The sequence below is a fragment of the Pseudomonas canadensis genome, from assembly GCF_030980095.1.
GTDB classification, from domain to species: domain Bacteria; phylum Pseudomonadota; class Gammaproteobacteria; order Pseudomonadales; family Pseudomonadaceae; genus Aquipseudomonas; species Aquipseudomonas canadensis.
Map to the genome: position 1 here is coordinate 2,345,888 of NZ_CP133298.1, position 17,432 is coordinate 2,363,319.

Genomic DNA, 17,432 nt, shown 5'->3' on the forward strand with positions numbered 1-17,432 from the left:
TTGTTATAGGGTGAACGCCTGGCGGAAACGCGCCAGGGCCAGCTCGCTGTCGCCGCTGGCCCAGCCTTCCAGGCCGACCACGCCGCTGTAGCCTATGGCGTGCAAGGCTTTGGCAATGGCCGGGTAGTGGATTTCACCGGTGCCAGGCTCCTTGCGACCTGGTACATCGGCCACTTGGATTTCACCGATGGCGCTGCCGGCGCGCTGGATCAGTTCGATCAAATTTCCTTCGCCGATTTGCGCGTGGTACAGGTCCAAATTCATCTTCAGGTACGGGCTGCCCACGGCCTCGATCAGCGCCAGGGTATCGTCGGCGCGGGCGAAGGGGGTGCCAGGGTGGTCAACTGCCGTGTTGAGGTTTTCCAGCAGGAACACACGACCGGCGTCTTCCCCCAAGCGGGCGATTTTTTCCAGGGTCTTGCATGCGCTCAGCCACATGCCTCCGGTGGTCTGGCTCACCGGTTGTACGGGCAGGCCGCCGTCACCCAGGCCGGTGCCGTGCAGGTTGAGGCTGGGGCAATTCAGTCGTTCGGCGACCCCTAAGGATTCGCGGGCGCTGTCGAGCAGTTGGCGGATACCGCCGGGGTCGGTGAGGGTACCGCTGATGTAGCCGGTCATGGAGGTGAAGTCGGCGCCGGTAGCGACCAGGGCGGCGATGTCCTTGTCTGTCCAGTTCCAGATTTCGGCACTGAAGCCCAGCGCATGAATGCGCTGTACGCGCTCGACAAAGGGCAGGTCGAGAAACACCATCTCCGCGCTGACAGCCAGCTTGAAGGGGCTCATACGGCCACCGCCTTGCCGGTTTCGAATGACTCGATGCAGGCGCGGGCAATCGCCAATGCCGCACGCGCGTCTTCGCCGCTGGCCAGGGGCTTGGCGCCGCTGCGCAGGCAGTCGACGAAGTGGTTGAGCTCGGCGATATAGGCGTCGCGCAACAGGTCGGTGTCCAGGCGCTGGGTGTCGGCCTGGATGCCCTGGGCCAGGTAGCGCACCAGGTCGGAATCGTTGAGGCTGCCCATGCTGAGCATGCCGGCGCTGCCGAACACTTCGCCGCGCACGTCGTAGCCATACACAGCCTGGAAGTTGGCCTCGGCGGTGGCGATGGCGCCGTTGTCGAAGCGGATCGCGACCACGGCGGTGTCGAGGAAGCCTTTGCTTTTGTATTCGGGCGCGATCAATGCGTCGGCCATCACGTAGACCTGCACCGCCTCCGCGCCAGGGTTGAGGTAGCGCAGGGTGTCGAAGTCGTGGATCAGGGTTTCCAGGAAGATCACCCATTGCGGCGACTTGGCCGGGTTGTTCAGTGCCGGGTCGCGGGTCAGCGAGCGCAGCAACTGCGGGGTGCCGATGCGGCCGGCGGCGACATCGAGGTGCGCGGTGCGAAAGCTCTTGGCGAAGCGCCGGTTGAACCCGACTTGCAGCGGCACTCGCGCATCGGCCGCAGCAGCGATAGCGCGGTCGGCTTCCTCGAGGGTGATGGCCATGGGTTTTTCGCAGAAGATGCCCTTGCCGGCGCGGGCGGCGCTGATCACCAGCTCTGCGTGGCTGCGGGCGGGGGCGGCGATCAGCACGCCGTCGATGTCCGGGTCGTCGAGCAACTGCTGCGGGTCGGTGTAGACCTTGCTCACGCCCAGTTCAGCGGCGAGGCGGGCGGCCTGGCCTGGCGTCGGGTCGGCAATCGCTGCCAGGCTGGCACCGGGGATATGCCGCGCGGCGGTCAGGCCGTGGAAGCTGCCCATGCGGCCGGCACCGATCAAGCCCAGGCGGATGTTCTGTGTACTCATGAAATAACCCCTTGTTGTTATTGGCCGCAGGACGCTCCTGATGGCAAAGGGGTGAGAGCAAGGCTTGTGCCATTTTTTAACGTGTTGATAAATAACGATTAATAATTATCTATAAACAAAAAGTGTTCATTTTGATGACATGCCTATACTGACATGTCAAAAACATGAACATGGATACCGCCCAATGAGCATGGCGTTCAGCGTGCAAGACCTCGACTACCTCACGGCCCTGGGGCCTGCCGCGCTGAATGATGGCCCGGTTGCCGCACTGGAACAGGCCTGGCGCGACTGCCTGGCTGGCCAGGTCGACCGCCCGACGCACGTGCGCCAAGTGATCTGGGATTCTTGGCGGCGCAGCGTCCAGGCCGGTATCGACCCGGCCGACAATACGTACCGCTTCGTTGGCGCCGACACGCTGGCCGCCACCCAGGCCACCCACCGCGTGCTGATCGAGGCGGCTGCGCAGGTCATGCATGGCTTGCTGGCCTACAACCCGCGCGGCCATATCAACCTCACCGATGCCGACGGTACCACCCTGTATTTCTGTGGGCTGGACATCACTCCGGTGGGCAGTCGCCTGCTGGAATCGGTGCAAGGCACCAACTGCACCGGCCTGGCGCTGGCCGAGGATCACCTGGTGTACGTGCTGGCTGAGGAGAACTTCGGCATCGGCCTGCGTCAGCGCCGTATGCATTGCGCCGCCGCGCCGATCAAGAATACCCAGGGCCAGACCGTGGCCATGCTGACGCTGACCGCCGAGCCCGGCTGGTTTCACTTCCATACCCTCGGCACGGTGCAGGCCGCAGCCGACGCGGTATCGCGGCAGATGGCCCTGCAAGGGCTGTTGGAAGAACAGCAGACTGTCCTCGAAGTGCTCAACGAAGGCCTGGTGGTGCTGGACGAACGCGGCTGCATCAAGGCGCTCAACCGCTATGCCCGGCAGCTGTTTGGCGTCGGGCTGGAGCTGATCGGGCAGCCGTTCCAGCAACTGGGCCGTAGCGAACTGAGTGACGCCCTTGGCGCACCCGTACGCGACCTCGACTGCACCTTCCTCCTGCACAACCGCAGCCAACTCGCCTGCCTGGTCTCGGTGTGCCCGCTGGAGCAGGGCGGTGTGATCGTGTCACTGCGCGAAAACCGCCGCATTCGCGAAATCACCCGACGCATCATCGGCACCCAGGCCAGCTACACCTTCGACACCATCCAGGGCAGCTCGCGAGCGATCCAGGACGCGCTGCACCTTGGACGCATCGCCAGCCGCAGCGATTCCACCACCCTGATCCTTGGCGAAAGCGGCACCGGCAAGGAGCTGTTCGCCCAAGCCATCCACAATGGCAGCGAGCGCTGCAACGGCCCGTTTGTGGCGGTCAACTGCGGCGCGATTCCACGAGACCTGGTGCAAAGCGAGCTGTTCGGCCACGTCGAAGGCGCGTTCACCGGCGCCAGCCGTGGCGGCTCGGCGGGCAAGTTCGAACTGGCGGATGGCGGTACCATCTTTCTCGATGAGATTGGTGACATGTCCTTCGATGCCCAGGTCAGCCTGCTGCGGGTGTTGCAGGAGGGTGAAATCACCCGCGTGGGCGCGAAAAACTCGCGGCAAGTGAACGTGCGCATCATCGCCGCCACCCACCGCAACCTCAGCCAGGCGGTCGCGGAAGGCGCGTTTCGTGAAGACCTCTACTACCGCCTCAACGTGCTGAACCTGACCGTGCCACCGCTGCGCATGCGCCGTGAAGACATTGCGCTGCTGGCGCAGCATTTTCTCGCCCGCTGCGCGCGCTCGTTGCGTAAATCGGTGCAGGGCTTTTCGCCGGAGGCGATGGCGCTGCTGTCGGCCTACGGCTGGCCGGGCAACGTGCGCGAGCTGGAAAACAGCATCGAACGGGCGACCAACCTGGCGATGGGAGAACTGATCGAACCGGTGGATCTGCCGCTGGAAAGCCGCCAACGCACCCCGCTGCGCGCCCACGAAGCGCCGCCCGCCCAGGACCTGAGCAGCCACGAAATGCACGCCATCGTCGCCGCGCTCAACAGCACCGGCGGTAACATTCGTCTGGCTGCGCGGCAGCTCAACGTGTCGCGGGGTGGGCTGTACAACAAGATGAGTCGGTTCGGCTTGAGTGCTGCAGATTTTCGCAAATCGCTGTAGGCGCCGGCAAGCCGGCTCCTACAGGTTGATTTGTGCGTCAGCTGCCCCTATTTTCCGACGTCACAATCTGCGGTGGCACATACACCCGCTGCCGCACCGGATCGAACCCCTCTGCACTCTGCAACTCCACCATCAACCGCACCAACGCCGTCGCCGTCTGCCCCGGTTGCGAATCCATCACCACATCGATCAACCCCTGGCCCAGTGCCTGACGTGACAGCGCGGTCGACTCCTGCAGGATGCAACACAACGCCGGCCGCTTGGGCAGCTGCGCCAAGGCGCTGATGATGCCGTCGCCGCCGCCGCCCACCACGCATAATCCGCGCAGGTCGCTGTGGCGGCTGATCAGGTCGAGGGTGGCTTCTTCGGTGATGTCGCAGTTGTCCAGGTTGATCAGCGGTTCCAACGGTTTGAGCCCCGGCGCGTGCTCGGCCAGGTAGCTGTGCAGGCCTTCGACCCGCGCCTGGTGGCCGAGGAAACGGTGGCCGCCGAGCAGGATGCCCACGCTGCCTTTGCGAGCGCCGCAGGTGCGGGCGAGCAGCCAGCCCATGGTGCGGCCGACCACATGGTTGTCCTGGCCGACGTAGGGTTCTTCGGCCTGTTCGTGGATATCCGAGAGCAGGGCAATCACGGGGACACCGGCTTCGCGGATCTGCTTGAGGCAGGCGTTGATCAGCGGATGGGCAAAGCTGACCACCGCGAGGCCGTCGCATTGCACGGCCAGTTGTTCGATCTGCGCGACAATGGCGCTGGGCGTGCGATCGACGATGTACTCGAACTGGCACGTCAGGTTGGCACCGGCATGCTGTTCGGCGGCGGCGTTGATGGCTTGCGCCAGGCTGGCATAGAACGCCTGGGCGGTGGCCAGCAACAGGATGCCGAAACGATAGGTCGGCCGGCGTTCGCGAATGCGCTGGCCGATCAACCGCGCCGCGAAATACCCCACGGCTTCGGCCGCCTGGAACACCTGCTCGGCGGTCTCGGGATTGACCGGCGCACGTGCGTTCAACACGCGGTCGACGGTGGCCACGCTGAGCCCCGCCTGGGCGGCGACGGTGGCGATGGTTGGGCGTTTATTGTTGTTCATGACAGGCCCCTTTGAGCGTCTTGATAGAAAACTATCAAGCCCCGCTGGGCCTGGATGATAGCTTGATAGGGAATGGATTCAAGGCATTGAGGGTGAAAGATTGGTTCTCTAAGGTGGGTTTCACACAGCACCTGAAACCACCCGCTTGCGGAGAACAATAACAATGCCTGAACACACCGCTCACACCGCCCGGCGCGATTACAGCCTCACCGGCCCCGAAGCCGCCCGCGCGGCTGAAAAGGGCCTGGTCTCGGCCAGTTGGTACCAGTCGCCCATCTCGCGCAAACGCATGAAAGAACTGATGCAGCGCCGCGACGGCCCGGCCTTGCTCGACACGGCCATCTGGGTGCTCGCACTGTTGGTCACCGGTTTTGGTGGCTACTGGTTCTGGGGCACCTGGGCCTGTGTGCCGTTTTTCCTCGCCTATGGCGTGCTCTACGGCACTGCATCCAATCCGCGTTGGCACGAAACCGGCCACGGCACCGCGTTCAAGACCCGCTGGATGAACGACGGGCTGTATCAGGTCGCCAGCTTCATGTGCATCTTCGAACCCCACGTGTGGCGCTGGAGCCATGCCCGTCACCACACCGACACCATCGTGGTCGGCCGCGACCCGGAGATCGTCGAGCCGCGTCCGCCAAGCTTTTTGATGATGTTCTTGAGCCTGTTCAACCTGCCCCTGGCCTGGAAAACCTTCAGCGGTGTGGCGCGGCATGTCATTGGCAAGATGAGCGCCCAAGAAGCCGACTTCATCCCCGAATCCGAATGGCCCAAGGTGTTTCGCGCGGCACGGATCTGGGTCGGTATTTATGCGGTGGTGATTGGCACCGCGTTGTACCTGCACAGCTGGCTACCGCTGATGCTGATTGGTCTGCCGAGCCTCTACGGTGCCTGGCTCGGCTATATCTTCGGCCTTACCCAGCACGTCGGCCTGGCGGAAGACGTGCTGGACCACCGCAGCAACTGCCGCACCATCTACATGAACCGCGTGCTGCGCTTTATCTACATGGACATGAACTACCACCTCGAACACCACATGTACCCGATGGTGCCGTACCACGCCCTGGCGCAACTGCACGAAGAGATCCGCAGCGACTGCCCGCCGCCGTACGCCAACCTGTTCGAGGCGTACAAGGAAATCCTGCCGACGATCTGGAAGCAGCGCCGCGATCCGACCTACTTCATCCAGCGCCCGATCCACACTAAAGCCGAACCGGCCGCCCATGCCCCGGTGCATGCAGAAACGGCTGCTGGCTGAACTCCCCCCTAGAACAAGAGAAAACACCATGAACGATCAATGGATCGACGTCTGCGCCGTGGGCGAAATAGACGAAGAAGACGTGCTGCGCTTCGACCACGGCCCGCACACCTACGCGCTGTACCGCTCGGCCGAGAATGAATTCTTCGCCACCGCCGGCCTGTGCACCCACGAGAAAATCCACTTGGCCGACGGCCTGGTGATGGACCACGTGATCGAGTGCCCCAAGCACAACGGGCGTTTTGATTATCGTACGGGCAAGGCCCTCGGCGCGCCGGTGTGCGTCAACCTCAAGACCTACCCGGTGCGGGTCGAAGCGGGGCGGGTGTTGCTCGCTGTCACGGCCTGATGATGAACGCTCCGTTGATTATCGTCGGGGCCGGTCATGCCGGTGGCCGGGCGGCGCTGACCCTGCGCGAAGAAGGTTATACCGGCCGCCTGATCCTGATTGGTGATGAAGTGCACTTGCCCTATGAGCGCCCGCCGTTGTCCAAAGGCCTGTTGCAAGGCACGGCGGATCTGGCCGGATACAGCTTGTGCGACAGCGCGCGACTGGCCGAGCTGGGCATCGAGCACATCGCGGGTAACCCGGTGACTCGACTGGAGCGGCAGCCAGATCGGCTGCAACTCGCCGACGGCCAGTGGCTGCCTTACGCTGGTCTGCTATTGGCCACCGGCGGCCGGGCGCGGCGATTGCCCCAGGAACAGGCCAATGTGCTTTACCTACGAACCCATGATGAAGCGCTGGCCTTGCGCAGTGCTTTACGCCCCGGCACGCGATTGGTGGTGGTGGGTGGTGGTTTTATCGGCCTGGAAGTGGCGGCGACGGCCCGTGGCCTGGGCTGTGAAGTGACGGTGTTGGAAGCCGGGCCGCGCCTGGCGGGGCGTGTGCTGCCGCCGGTAATCTCCCAGGCGCTGCTGGATCTGCACCGCGAGCACGGTGTGGAGGTGCGTTTGAATGTGGCGCTGGAGTCAATCCAGGCCGATGCCGTGCTGTTGGTAGACGGGCAACGCTTGCCCTGCGACCTCGTCGTGGTCGGCATCGGCATGCAACCCAACATCGAACTGGCGGCGGCAGCAGGGCTGGAGGTGGGCCAGGGCATTCATGTTGATGCGTGCCTGCGTACCAGCGCGCCGAACATCTATGCCGCTGGTGATGTGTGTGAGTTTCGCCTCGACGGTCTCTATCAGCGCCAGGAAACCTGGCGCAATGCCGAAGCCCAGGGCCGGCATGCGGCGCTGAATCTGCTGGGGCGCGAAGTGCCGTTCGAGGCGCTGCCCGGTTTCTGGTCCGATCAGTTCGACTGGGGTTTGCAGACCGTGGGCGTAATCACACCGACAGTGGTCAACCGCCCATTACCGAGCGGCGGCCTGCTGCTGTTTTACCTCGATGCCGATCATCGTTTACAAGGCGCCTGTGGTTGGGCGCCGGGCAACAGCGTGGCCAAGGACATCAAGCTTTGCGAGCGCCTGATCAGCGCCCGGATCCCTCTTGATCCCGCCAGCCTGGCCAACCCCGAGCTGTCCCTCAAACCCCTGCTGCGAGGCTGATATGCGCCAATTCCTGGTGTTCCAATCCCTGTGGGCGATGCAAACCGAACCTGGCGCTCTTGACGCCCAACTCGACCGTATCCAGGCCGCCGGTTTTGACGGCATTACCGATCATTACTGGCAGCCTGCTGACGTCGCGCGTTTGCACGCGGCGGCTAGCTCAAGAGGCTTGCAGATCGAGGGCCAATTGTTCCCGCAATCGGTGGATGACCTGGCCGCGGCGCTGGATGTGATCAGCCGCTATGGCTGCCACCACCTCACCCTGCAAGCCGACGTACGCCCGCGCACTCAATCCGAGGCCGCCCGGTTGATCGAAGGCTGGCAACGCCTGGCCGAGCAGGTGGACTTTCCGGTGTTGCTGGAAACCCACCGTTATCGCCTCACCAACGACCTGTTGTTCACCCTCGACCTGCTGGCGCAAATGCCGGATTTGAAGCTGCTGGCCGATCTGTCCCACTACGTGGTCGGGCGTGAACTGCCCGAGCCCGGCGCGCCTGAAGACGACGACCATATCCGCACGATTTTGCGCCACAGCTGGGGGTTCCACGGCCGTGTCGCCAGCAGCGAACAGGTACAGGTCTCCCTGGACTTCCCCCAACACCAAGCCTGGGTACAGCGTTTTACCCAGTGGTGGCGCTACGGGATCGAAGACTGGCTGGCCCGGCCCGACATGTCACAGAGCCTGTCCTTTACCTGCGAACTGGGTCCGCCGCCCTATGCGATTACCGGTGCGGACGGCCGCGAAATCAGCGATCGCTGGGCCGAAGCGCTGAAGATGCAGGCGCTGATTCGCGACGTGTGGGAGAGCTGCCAGGCATGATCTGCTAATCTGCGCGGGTTGAATTTCGCCCCTTAGCCTGGACTATCACCATGACACCATCCTCCGTTCAGCCGCCCCTTGAGCCGCAGTCCGTCTGCCATCCCATCACCAGCAGCGCGATTTTCATGGTTGCCACCGTTGCCCCCGGCAGTGAAGACACGGTGCGTGGCTGGTGCGCGGACATCGCCGGCTTGGTGCGTTCGGTGGGCAAGCGCGTGCCGGCGGGCAATCTGACCTGCGTCTGCGGGTTTGGCTCGGACGCGTGGGACCGGCTGTTCGGCGCACCGCGCCCGGCAGCGCTGCATCCGTTCCGTGAATTCGGCGTGGAAGGGCGCAAAGCCGTGTCGACACCGGGGGATATCCTGCTGCATATCCGCGCCGAACAGATGGACTTGTGCTTTGAACTGGCCACCCACGTGATGGCGGCCCTGGGCGACAGCGTCAAGGTGGTGGATGAGGTCCAGGGTTTCCGCTATTTCGACATGCGCAGCATCATCGGCTTTGTCGACGGCACCGAGAACCCGGTGGGGCGCAAGGCCGAAGGGTTCACCATTGTCGGTGATGAGGACAGCGAATTTCGCGGCGGCAGCTACGTGCTGGTGCAGAAGTACCTGCACAACATGACAGCCTGGAACAGCCTGACGGTGGAGGCCCAGGAGAAGGTGATCGGGCGGACCAAGCTGTCGGATATTGAATTGGACGAAGAGACCAAACCAAGCAATTCCCACAGTGCGCTGACAGTCATCACCGACAAGAACGGCGATGAAGTAAAGATCCTGCGCGACAACATGCCTTTCGGCCGCCCTGGCGCCGGTGAGTTCGGCACCTATTTTATCGGCTATGCACGTTCGCCGGAGCCTCTGGAGTTGATGCTGGAAAACATGTTCGTCGGCCGTCCGGTCGGCAACTATGACCGCCTGCTGGATTTCAGCACGGCGGTCACCGGCGGCCTGTTTTTCGTGCCTTCGGCCGATCTGTTGGAAGAACTGGCCGAGCGCAAACTGTAGGAGCGAGCTTGCTCGCGAAGGTCGTCAATGATAACGCGGGCTTGCGGGTTTGCTACGGCGCCTTTGCATTCTTCGCGAGCAAGCTCGCTCCTACAGTAAGCCGGTGCTGACGGCTACGATCAGGAAGATCCCCAGCAACGCGCGATAGATCACGAACGGCCAGGTGGAGAACCGCTCCAGGAACTTCATCAGGCCCCAGATCGCAAAAAACGCCGAGATGCTCGCGACCACCAGGCCGAACAGCAAATGCGGCCAGGCATGGGCGGGCATGTCGGCGTGCAGCAGCACCCACAGTTCCTTCAAGCCGGCGAGGGCGATGGCGGGCAAGCCGAGCAGGAAGGAGAATCGTGCGGCTTCCTCACGCTTGAAGTTGAGGAACAGTGCGGCGGTCAACGTAGAACCGGAACGCGAAACCCCTGGAATCAGCGCACCAATCTGCGCAACGCCCACGATCAACGCATCCCGCAGGCGCATTTCGCTCACCTCGCGGGTGTGGCGTGCGCGCACTTCGGCCACCGCCAGCAGCACGGCCATGACCACGCAGGAAATACCGATCACCATCAACCCGCGCAACGGCGAGTTGCACGCGTTCAGGGTCGAAGACAGCGCCAGGCCGGCGATGCCGATGGGGATGGTCGCCAGCACAATCGCCACCGCCAGCTTGAACCAGCGATCGTTGTAGTCACCCCTGCGCACGGCGTCGATGCTGCCGGTGGTCACCTGGCGCACATCTCGCCAGAAGTAACTGACCACTGCCGCCAGCGCCGCCAACTGCATCGCCGCGGAGAATGCTGAACCGGGGTCCTGCCAGCCGAGCAGGGCGGGTACTACGCGCATATGGGCGGTGGACGACACCGGCAGCAGCTCGGTAATGCCCTGGATCACGCCCAGGATGAAGATTTGCAGGTAGTCCAGGGAGGCAAAACCCACGTCCAGGCCGGCGGTACAGGCGTTTGTCAAAATACGTGTCCTCGAAAGAGAGCGGCAATTTCGCGGAGTTTATTCGAAATGTTTCAAGGTTTTGGTAGAGGCAACACCTATTTGCAATCGGTTCAGCAAGTAGAAAGGTTGGCCGCTCTCTTGGCCTGCCCACCGGTTTTGTGAACAATGGCGCCCTGTGTTTTTTCACCGAGAGTCTCATGCCCGAAGTCACCGTCGAATTGATCCAGACCGGCCCGGAGCACGCCGAGCTGATCCGCAATCTTTACCAGTACTACGCCTATGAATCCTCTGACTGGGAACAGGAAGATGTCGAGGCCGATGGGCGTTTCTACATCCATGACGAACACCTGGTCCGCTACTGGCAGGACCCGCAATGGAGCGCCAACCTGCTGTTGGTGGACGGCTATATCGCTGGCTTCCTGTTGATCGAAGGCAGCGAGCTGCCGGGCATTGACGCCCTGGAGTTGGCCGACTTGTTCGTCCTCAAGCGTTACCGCCGCAAAGGCATTGGCCGCGCCATCGCCAGCCAGGTGCTGTGCAGCGGCGAGGCCGATTGGCTGGTGCGCTTCTATGATCAGGACGAAGTGTCCCAAGCGTTCTGGCGCACGGTGCTGGATAACCTGCCGCGTCCGGTGCAAACGATTGAGCTGGAGGATGAGCCGCAGTTGGTGAGTTACCTGATTACGCGGGCGGCACTGCATTAAACGCCTGCTGCATCACCTGCGGCGGCTGCCCGAACGCCCTTAAAAATGCCTGGCGCATACGTTCGCGATCACCAAACCCGGTTTCGCGGGCGACCACCTCGACCGGGTGGCGACTGGTTTCCATCATCGCCCGTGCCGCTTCTACCCGCAGCGACTCGATGGCCTTGGCCGGTGTTTGTCCGGTCTCTTCCCGGAACACCCGACTGAACTGGCGCGGGCTGAGGCGGGCGACATCGGCCAGGGCGTCTACCGACAAGTCGTGGGTCAGGTTCTCACGGGCATAGGCCAGGGCCAGTTGCACGCGGTCCGACTTGGGGTCCAGCTCCAGCAGCGCCGACAACTGCGACTGTTCACTGCCCCGGCGTTGGGCGATCACCAGTTTGCGCGCAATGCGCCGGGCCAGATCACTGCCCAGGTCGTTTTCCACCATCGCCAAAGCCAGGTCCACCCCGGCACTCATGCCGGCACCGGTCCACACCTGGCCGTCCACCACGAACAGCTTGTCTTCTTCCAAATGAATGTCCGGATAGCGCTTGCGAAAGGCTGGCGCGTGAATCCAGTGGGTGGTGGTGCGCTTACCTGCCAGCAAGCCCGCTTCGGCCAGCACGAAGATGCCCATGCACAACGAGGCGACGCGTCGCGACTGGGCGGAGGCGGCCTTGACCAGTTCCAGCAGGTTGGCCTCCGGCAGGCGGAACTCTAGGTAGCCGCTGACGATCAGCGTGTCGTAGCCCTCCGGCCGGATCGGCATGGTGTTCACCGAAAAGCCCTGGGACGTCATCACCGCGCCGCCGCTCTCAGACACTAGGTGAAACTCATAGGCCGGTTCGCCGCGCAGCAGGTTCGCGCACTCGAACACCGAGCCCAGGCTGAGGCTCAGGGACTGGAAGTTCGGGTAAACCATCAGCGCAACGCTGTGCATCGCATGTCTCCGGGTGGGGGGAGCAGGGATTGTCGGCGGCTGCCGGGAAAACGGCAACCGACTTTGGCGGATGTCCGAAATCCTTGCGGATCTGACATTGTGCGAGCCTGACCAGGCTCCTAACATTCCCTCAACGAACTAGACGACTGGTCTAATCCGATGAGCAACGAAACTAAAACTGTGCGCCAGAGCATTCTTGATACGGCGCAATTGATTGTTGGCCGCAAAGGATTTTCTGCGGTGGGCCTGAACGAAATACTGCAAGCCGCCGACGTACCCAAAGGTTCGTTTTATCACTACTTCACCTCCAAAGATGCGTTCGGCGTTGTATTGCTCGACCACTACTTCGACAACTATGTGCACGGCATGCAGCAACTGTTCGACCTGCCGGGTTTAACCCAGCACGCCAAGTTGATGGCTTATTGGCAATGCTGGATCGACAACCAGACCGGCTGCACCGACGCGGGCAAATGCCTTGCCGTCAAACTCGGTGCGGAGGTGTCAGACCTTTCAGAGCCGATGCGCCTGGCCCTGCAACGTGGCACTGCACGCACCATCGGGTTGCTGGCCGAGGCCTTGCAGCAGGGCGTCGAAGACGGCTCGGTAGCGATTACGCAACACCCGGACAGCCTGGCGCGGCGCCTGTATGCGTTGTGGTTGGGGACCAGCGTCATGAGCAAGATCACCCGTACTACGGCGCCTTTTGATGAGGCGTTGGGGTTGACCCGACAGTTGTTGGGTCAGCCGGAAGAAACTGACATTCACACCTATCGAGGCACTGGAAAATGAAAGTATTAATGGTACTGACCTCTCACGACCAGCTTGGCGATACCGGCCGCAAGACCGGCTTCTGGCTCGAAGAGTTTGCCGCACCCTATTACGCGTTCAAGGACGCCGGCGCCGAGATCGTACTGGCTTCACCGGCCGGCGGCCAGCCGCCGCTGGACCCGGTGAGTGACCAGCCGGACTTCCAGACCGAACAGACTCAGCGCTTTGCCGCCGATTCTGCCGCCCAGCAAGCCCTGGCGACCACGGTGAAACTGGGCTCGGTCAACGCCGACGATTTCGACACTGTGTTCTACCCAGGCGGCCACGGCCCGCTGTGGGACCTGGCCGAATCGCCGGTGTCGATCGCGCTGATCGAGTCCTTCGAGCGTGCTGATAAGCCCATCGGCTTTGTCTGCCACGCACCGGGCGCGCTGCGTCACGTCAAGGCGGTGAATGGTGAACCGTTGGTCAAGGGGCGTCGCGTCACCGGGTTCTCCAACTCGGAAGAGGCGGCGGTGGAACTGACCGATGTGGTGCCGTTTCTGGTGGAAGATGAATTCAAGAAGCTGGGCGGCCTGTATGAGAAAGGCGCTGACTGGCAGTCCTTTGTCATTACCGATGGCTTGTTGGTGACTGGGCAAAATCCTGGCAGTTCCAGTGATGTCGCTAAAGCCCTGCTGAAACTGACCGCTTAATTAAATAAACCGCTGAGTTCATTGGCGACTTTTATAAGTCGCCAATGCTTTAGCACGTCCAGAATTTGGAAATGATTAGATGACTGACAATGTTTTAAGTACCCCAATAAAGCTGGGGCACCATACGCTGAACAACCGTATCGTCTTGCCGCCATTGACGCGCCAGCGCAGCGCCCAACCGGGTGATATCGCGACCGATTTGATGGCCGAGTATTACCGCCAGCGGGCCAGTGCCGGTTTCATGGTCAGCGAAGGCACGCAGATAGAGCCACGGGGCCAGGGCTACGCCTGGACACCGGGCATCTACACCCCGGCGCAGATCGACGGTTGGCGCAAGGTCACCGACGCGGTGCATGCCGAGGGCGGGGTGATCTTTGCCCAGTTGTGGCATGTCGGTCGGGTGTCGCATAACGCCTTGCAGCCAGAAGGGGCGGCGCCAATCGCACCGTCTGCCCTCCAGGCCCTGCAAGCCAAAGCCTTTATCGAAACGGCGCCGGGCGAGGGTGAGTTGAAACAGCCGCCCGTGCCACGTGCATTGACCACGCAGGAGGTCAAGGAGCTGGTCGGGCACTACGCCCAGGCTGCACGCAATGCGCTGGATGCCGGGTTTGACGGGGTGGAGATCCATTCGGCCAATGGCTACCTGGTGAACCAGTTCATCTCGGCCCATGCCAATCAACGTGACGATGAGTACGGTGGTTCGTTGGAAAATCGCCTGCGCTTTCTGCGTGAGATTGTTGAGGCGGTGAGCGCCGTGGTCGGGCCGGAACGCCTGGGCGTACGCTTCTCGCCGTTGTTCAGTGGCACCGATCAGGACCGCGTGTACATCGGCCTGGTGGAAGACGACCCGCACCACACCTACATCGAAGCCATCAAGGTGCTGGAAGCGTCGGGCATCGCCTACGTCTCCATTGCCGAAGCCGACTGGGACAACGCCCCCGACCTGCCTGAAACCTTCCGCCGTGCAGTGCGCGAGACGTTCAGCGGACGGATCATCTACGCCGGCCGCTACACCGCTGAACGCGGTGCGCGATGGGTAGAGGCGGGGCTGGCGGATTTGATCGCGTTCGGGCGGCCGTTCATTGCCAATCCGGATCTACCGCAGCGGCTGTTCAATGGGTGGCCGTTGAATCCGCTGCGGGTAGAGGGCATGTACGGCGGTGGTGCAGAGGGCTACATCGATTACCCGGTTTACGCCGGATAATCAGGCAACCCGCAACACTATCTTGCCAATATGATCCCCACCTTCCATCCGCGCATGCGCCTGATCGGCCTGGGTGTAATCGAACACCTGGTCGATCATCGGCAGGCAGCGCCCGGCTGACAGCACTGGCCATACATACTCGCGCAGTTGGTCGGCGATTGCGGCTTTTTCGTCCTTGGTCCGTGCGCGCAGCAGCGAACCGGTGACGATTGCGCGTTTGCCTAGGATGGTCAGCAAGTCCACCTCATTGGCCTTGGCACCGCCGAGGAACCCCAGCATTACCAGACGGCCGTCCATCGCCAGCGCATTGAGGTTGTTGTTGAGGTAGGAGGCTCCCATGATGTCGAGGATCACATTCACCCCTTGATCACCGATCACCTGGGCGAAATCCTGTTCGCGATAGTTGATTGCTTCTGCGCCCAGGGCACGAATGGCCGCACATTTTTCTTCGCTGCCGGCAGTGGCAAACGCCTGGATGCCGAACTCGCGGCATAGCATCAGCGCGGTGGTGCCGATTCCACTGGTGCCGCCGTGGATCAGCACCCGCTGGCCCTTGTGGGCGCCGCCGATGCCGAACAGGTTGGCCCACACGGTAAAGAAGGTTTCCGGGATGGCCGCCGCTTGAATCCAGTCCATGCCTTCGGGAACCGGCAACGCCTGGCTGGCGGGCACTGCGCAGTATTGGGCGTAACCACCGCCATTGGTGAGGGCGCAAACCTTGTCACCGACGGCGTACTCGGTCACGCCATCGCCCAGCGCTACCACTTCACCTGCCACTTCCAGGCCGGGGATTGGGCTCATGCCGGGTTTCATCGGGTACTTGCCGGCGCGTTGCAAAGCGTCCGGGCGGTTGACGCCGGCGGCGTGCACGCGGATCAGGATTTCACCGGCTACCGGGGAGGGCAATGGCACCTGGCGCGGCTTGAGCACCTCGGGGCCGCCAGGGGTGGTGATTTCAATCAGGGTCATGTCGGTAGGCAGGGGCATTTTGCGGGTCCTGTTGCGGTGAGCGTATGAAGTGGGACCACGCTGCGCGACGGTTGATTCAAATGAAACCGTGCAGCAGGGTCATCTTGGATATTTCCATGGTCGACAGGATAGCAACGTCGCATGATGCAATAATGCTGCGATTCAGCAGCACATAAATGCATATATGCAGCAGTGGAGGACGCAATGAACTGGGACGATGCACGGGTGTTCCTGGCGGTGTGCCGGGAGTCCACATTGCGCGGCGCCGCACGGGTATTGGGCGTGGATCAGGCCACCGTCGGCCGGCGGGTCAACGCCCTGGAAAAGTCCCTGGGCGCCACCTTGTTCCTGCGCACGTCCGAGGGCTACGCGCTGACGGCCGTGGGCGAGGCTGCATTGCTGTCGGTGGAGAAAATGGAGCGTTCAGCCCTCGACCTTGAGCGCCAGGTTCAAGGCCTGGATGATCGTTTAACGGGCACCGTGCGCGTCAGCACCACCGATTCCCTGGCCATCGACTTCCTGATTCCGTCCATCGCTCGCCTGCACGACAAACACCCCGACGTGCGCGTGCAACTGGACGCTTCCACCCAAATGCTCAGCCTGGCCAAGCGTGAGGCCGACATCGCTGTGCGCAACCAGCGTCCGGATAACCCCGACCTGATCGCCCGTCGCATCGCCCGTTGGCCGTTGGGCCTGTTTGCCTCCCAGGACTACATTGACCGCCACGGCGTGCCTGAACCGGGCAGCCTGTTCGAGGGGCATGACCTGGTGGTCTACCAGCCGCACCTACAAAGCAAGAAAGAGCTGACCCTGGTTTCCGAGCCTCTGGGCCGAGGGCGCATTGTTGCTGCCTTGAGTTCCAGTTTGCTGGTGCGCCGCTCGATCGCTGCCGGCATCGGCATAGGCGAAATCCCGGTGTGCACGGGTGAGCGTGACGGGCTGGTGCGCCTGTGGCCCGAGCGCTCCCGGCCACTGCCGTACGACGTGTGGCTGGTGACCCACGCCGACCTGCGCCACACCGCACGGGTGCGGGTGGTGATCGATGAAATCGTCGCGGCGTTTGCCGGCGTCGGGGAGTGAGGTCAGCACAGACTTGCAAGCGTGAGGGCGCCTCGGCCGACACAATCGATGTTTATGTCGACCTACCGAGCGTACGCATGAACGAATCAAAATGTCAGGACTTGGGGCTGCTGTTTCTGCGGGTCAGCGGAGCGTTGTTCCTGTTGTGGGTACATGGTTTGCCCAAGCTGCTGAGTTACAACGAGCAATTGAAGCTGATCGAAGATCCGTTTCATCTGGGCGCTTCGGCCACGCTAATGTTGGCGATATTTGCTGAAGTGCTGTGCCCGCTGCTGATCATTGCCGGCGTGCTGGTGCGTCTGGCGTGCCTGCCGATCCTGTGTGTGCTGCTGATTGCCTTGCTGGTGGTGCACCCGGAGTGGACGCTGTTCGAGGCGCAGTTCGGTTGGCTGCTGTTGATCATTTTCACCACGGTGCTGATCAGCGGGCCAGGGCGTCTGGTACTGCCTCAGCGTTTCTCTTGAGCAAAAAAAGGCCGGGCAAGCCCGGCCA

The 17,432-nt window shown here is 62.5% G+C and carries 18 protein-coding genes and 1 pseudogene; 13 read left to right on the plus strand and 6 right to left on the minus strand.

Annotated elements, in window-relative coordinates; translation table 11 throughout:
- Positions 1-3: 3 nt before the first annotated feature.
- Positions 4-783, minus strand: a complete 780-nt coding sequence (locus tag RB216_RS10990) for a TIM barrel protein (protein ID WP_068933906.1) — start codon at positions 781-783, stop codon at positions 4-6.
- Entirely contained in the window at positions 780-1,784 is a 1,005-nt protein-coding gene (locus RB216_RS10995; protein ID WP_068933904.1) for a Gfo/Idh/MocA family oxidoreductase, read from the minus strand. The genes RB216_RS10990 and RB216_RS10995 overlap by 4 nt, the downstream gene beginning before the upstream one ends.
- Before the next feature lie 184 nt (positions 1,785-1,968).
- Here RB216_RS10995 and RB216_RS11000 point away from each other — a divergent pair, with 184 nt between their 5' ends.
- On the plus strand, positions 1,969-3,933 hold the full coding sequence (locus RB216_RS11000) for a sigma-54 interaction domain-containing protein (RefSeq protein WP_308908690.1): 1,965 nt from the start codon (positions 1,969-1,971) through the stop codon (positions 3,931-3,933).
- Between the two features lie 37 nt (positions 3,934-3,970).
- On the opposite strand, the gene RB216_RS11005 is transcribed toward RB216_RS11000, so the two are convergent.
- Complete coding sequence (locus RB216_RS11005) at positions 3,971-5,020, minus strand: LacI family DNA-binding transcriptional regulator (RefSeq protein WP_308908691.1); 1,050 nt, start codon at positions 5,018-5,020, stop codon at positions 3,971-3,973.
- Between the two features lie 163 nt (positions 5,021-5,183).
- Between RB216_RS11005 and RB216_RS11010 the strand changes: the two genes are divergently transcribed.
- The 6 genes and pseudogenes from RB216_RS11010 to RB216_RS11035 form a co-directional block, all read left to right on the plus strand.
- Positions 5,184-6,278, plus strand: coding sequence for a fatty acid desaturase family protein (locus RB216_RS11010; RefSeq protein ID WP_308908692.1), 1,095 nt, complete (start codon positions 5,184-5,186; stop codon positions 6,276-6,278).
- Between the two features lie 28 nt (positions 6,279-6,306).
- Entirely contained in the window at positions 6,307-6,627 is a 321-nt protein-coding gene (locus RB216_RS11015) for a MocE family 2Fe-2S type ferredoxin (RefSeq protein WP_028619741.1), read from the plus strand.
- Positions 6,628-6,629: 2 nt separating this feature from the next.
- Positions 6,630-7,829 (plus strand): NAD(P)/FAD-dependent oxidoreductase, encoded by a 1,200-nt coding sequence (locus RB216_RS11020; protein ID WP_308908693.1) that lies wholly within the window; start codon positions 6,630-6,632, stop codon positions 7,827-7,829.
- 1 nt (position 7,830) lies between these two features.
- Positions 7,831-8,649: a sugar phosphate isomerase/epimerase family protein gene (locus RB216_RS11025; RefSeq protein ID WP_028619743.1), complete on the plus strand. Its 819-nt coding sequence runs from the start codon at positions 7,831-7,833 to the stop codon at positions 8,647-8,649.
- Positions 8,650-8,699: 50 nt separating this feature from the next.
- Positions 8,700-9,656, plus strand: coding sequence for a Dyp-type peroxidase (locus tag RB216_RS11030; RefSeq protein ID WP_028619744.1), 957 nt, complete (start codon positions 8,700-8,702; stop codon positions 9,654-9,656).
- A gap of 8 nt (positions 9,657-9,664) precedes the next feature.
- Positions 9,665-9,754: pseudogene (locus RB216_RS11035) on the plus strand (outer membrane lipoprotein carrier protein LolA); the annotation flags it as partial.
- Here the strand turns inward: RB216_RS11035 and RB216_RS11040 are convergent.
- On the minus strand, positions 9,747-10,616 hold the full coding sequence (locus RB216_RS11040; RefSeq protein ID WP_028619745.1) for an undecaprenyl-diphosphate phosphatase: 870 nt from the start codon (positions 10,614-10,616) through the stop codon (positions 9,747-9,749). The pseudogene RB216_RS11035 and the gene RB216_RS11040 overlap by 8 nt on opposite strands.
- A 179-nt stretch (positions 10,617-10,795) precedes the next feature.
- Between RB216_RS11040 and RB216_RS11045 the strand changes: the two genes are divergently transcribed.
- Complete coding sequence (locus tag RB216_RS11045) at positions 10,796-11,302, plus strand: GNAT family N-acetyltransferase (protein ID WP_028619746.1); 507 nt, start codon at positions 10,796-10,798, stop codon at positions 11,300-11,302.
- On the opposite strand, the gene RB216_RS11050 is transcribed toward RB216_RS11045, so the two are convergent.
- A complete protein-coding gene (locus RB216_RS11050; protein WP_028619747.1) occupies positions 11,280-12,224 on the minus strand; it encodes a GlxA family transcriptional regulator in 945 nt (314 codons plus the stop codon). The genes RB216_RS11045 and RB216_RS11050 overlap by 23 nt on opposite strands.
- A gap of 159 nt (positions 12,225-12,383) precedes the next feature.
- Here RB216_RS11050 and RB216_RS11055 point away from each other — a divergent pair, with 159 nt between their 5' ends.
- The 3 genes from RB216_RS11055 (at position 12,384) to RB216_RS11065 (ending at position 14,891) form a co-directional block, all read left to right on the plus strand.
- On the plus strand, positions 12,384-13,013 hold the full coding sequence (locus tag RB216_RS11055) for a TetR/AcrR family transcriptional regulator (RefSeq protein ID WP_028619748.1): 630 nt from the start codon (positions 12,384-12,386) through the stop codon (positions 13,011-13,013).
- Complete coding sequence (locus RB216_RS11060; protein WP_308908694.1) at positions 13,010-13,687, plus strand: type 1 glutamine amidotransferase domain-containing protein; 678 nt, start codon at positions 13,010-13,012, stop codon at positions 13,685-13,687. Before RB216_RS11055 ends, RB216_RS11060 begins: the two co-directional genes overlap by 4 nt.
- A gap of 79 nt (positions 13,688-13,766) precedes the next feature.
- On the plus strand, positions 13,767-14,891 hold the full coding sequence (locus RB216_RS11065) for an alkene reductase (protein WP_068933892.1): 1,125 nt from the start codon (positions 13,767-13,769) through the stop codon (positions 14,889-14,891).
- On the opposite strand, the gene RB216_RS11070 is transcribed toward RB216_RS11065, so the two are convergent.
- Positions 14,892-15,878, minus strand: coding sequence for an NAD(P)H-quinone oxidoreductase (locus RB216_RS11070; RefSeq protein ID WP_308908695.1), 987 nt, complete (start codon positions 15,876-15,878; stop codon positions 14,892-14,894).
- Between the two features lie 186 nt (positions 15,879-16,064).
- On the opposite strand from RB216_RS11070, the gene RB216_RS11075 reads away from it, so the two are divergent.
- Both RB216_RS11075 and RB216_RS11080 read left to right on the plus strand, forming a co-directional pair.
- Positions 16,065-16,940 carry a LysR family transcriptional regulator gene (locus RB216_RS11075; RefSeq protein ID WP_028619752.1) on the plus strand — a complete coding sequence of 292 codons (876 nt, stop codon included), beginning with the start codon at positions 16,065-16,067 and terminating at the stop codon, positions 16,938-16,940.
- Positions 16,941-17,017: 77 nt separating this feature from the next.
- Positions 17,018-17,404 (plus strand): DoxX family protein, encoded by a 387-nt coding sequence (locus RB216_RS11080; protein ID WP_028619753.1) that lies wholly within the window; start codon positions 17,018-17,020, stop codon positions 17,402-17,404.
- Positions 17,405-17,432 lie beyond the last annotated feature (28 nt).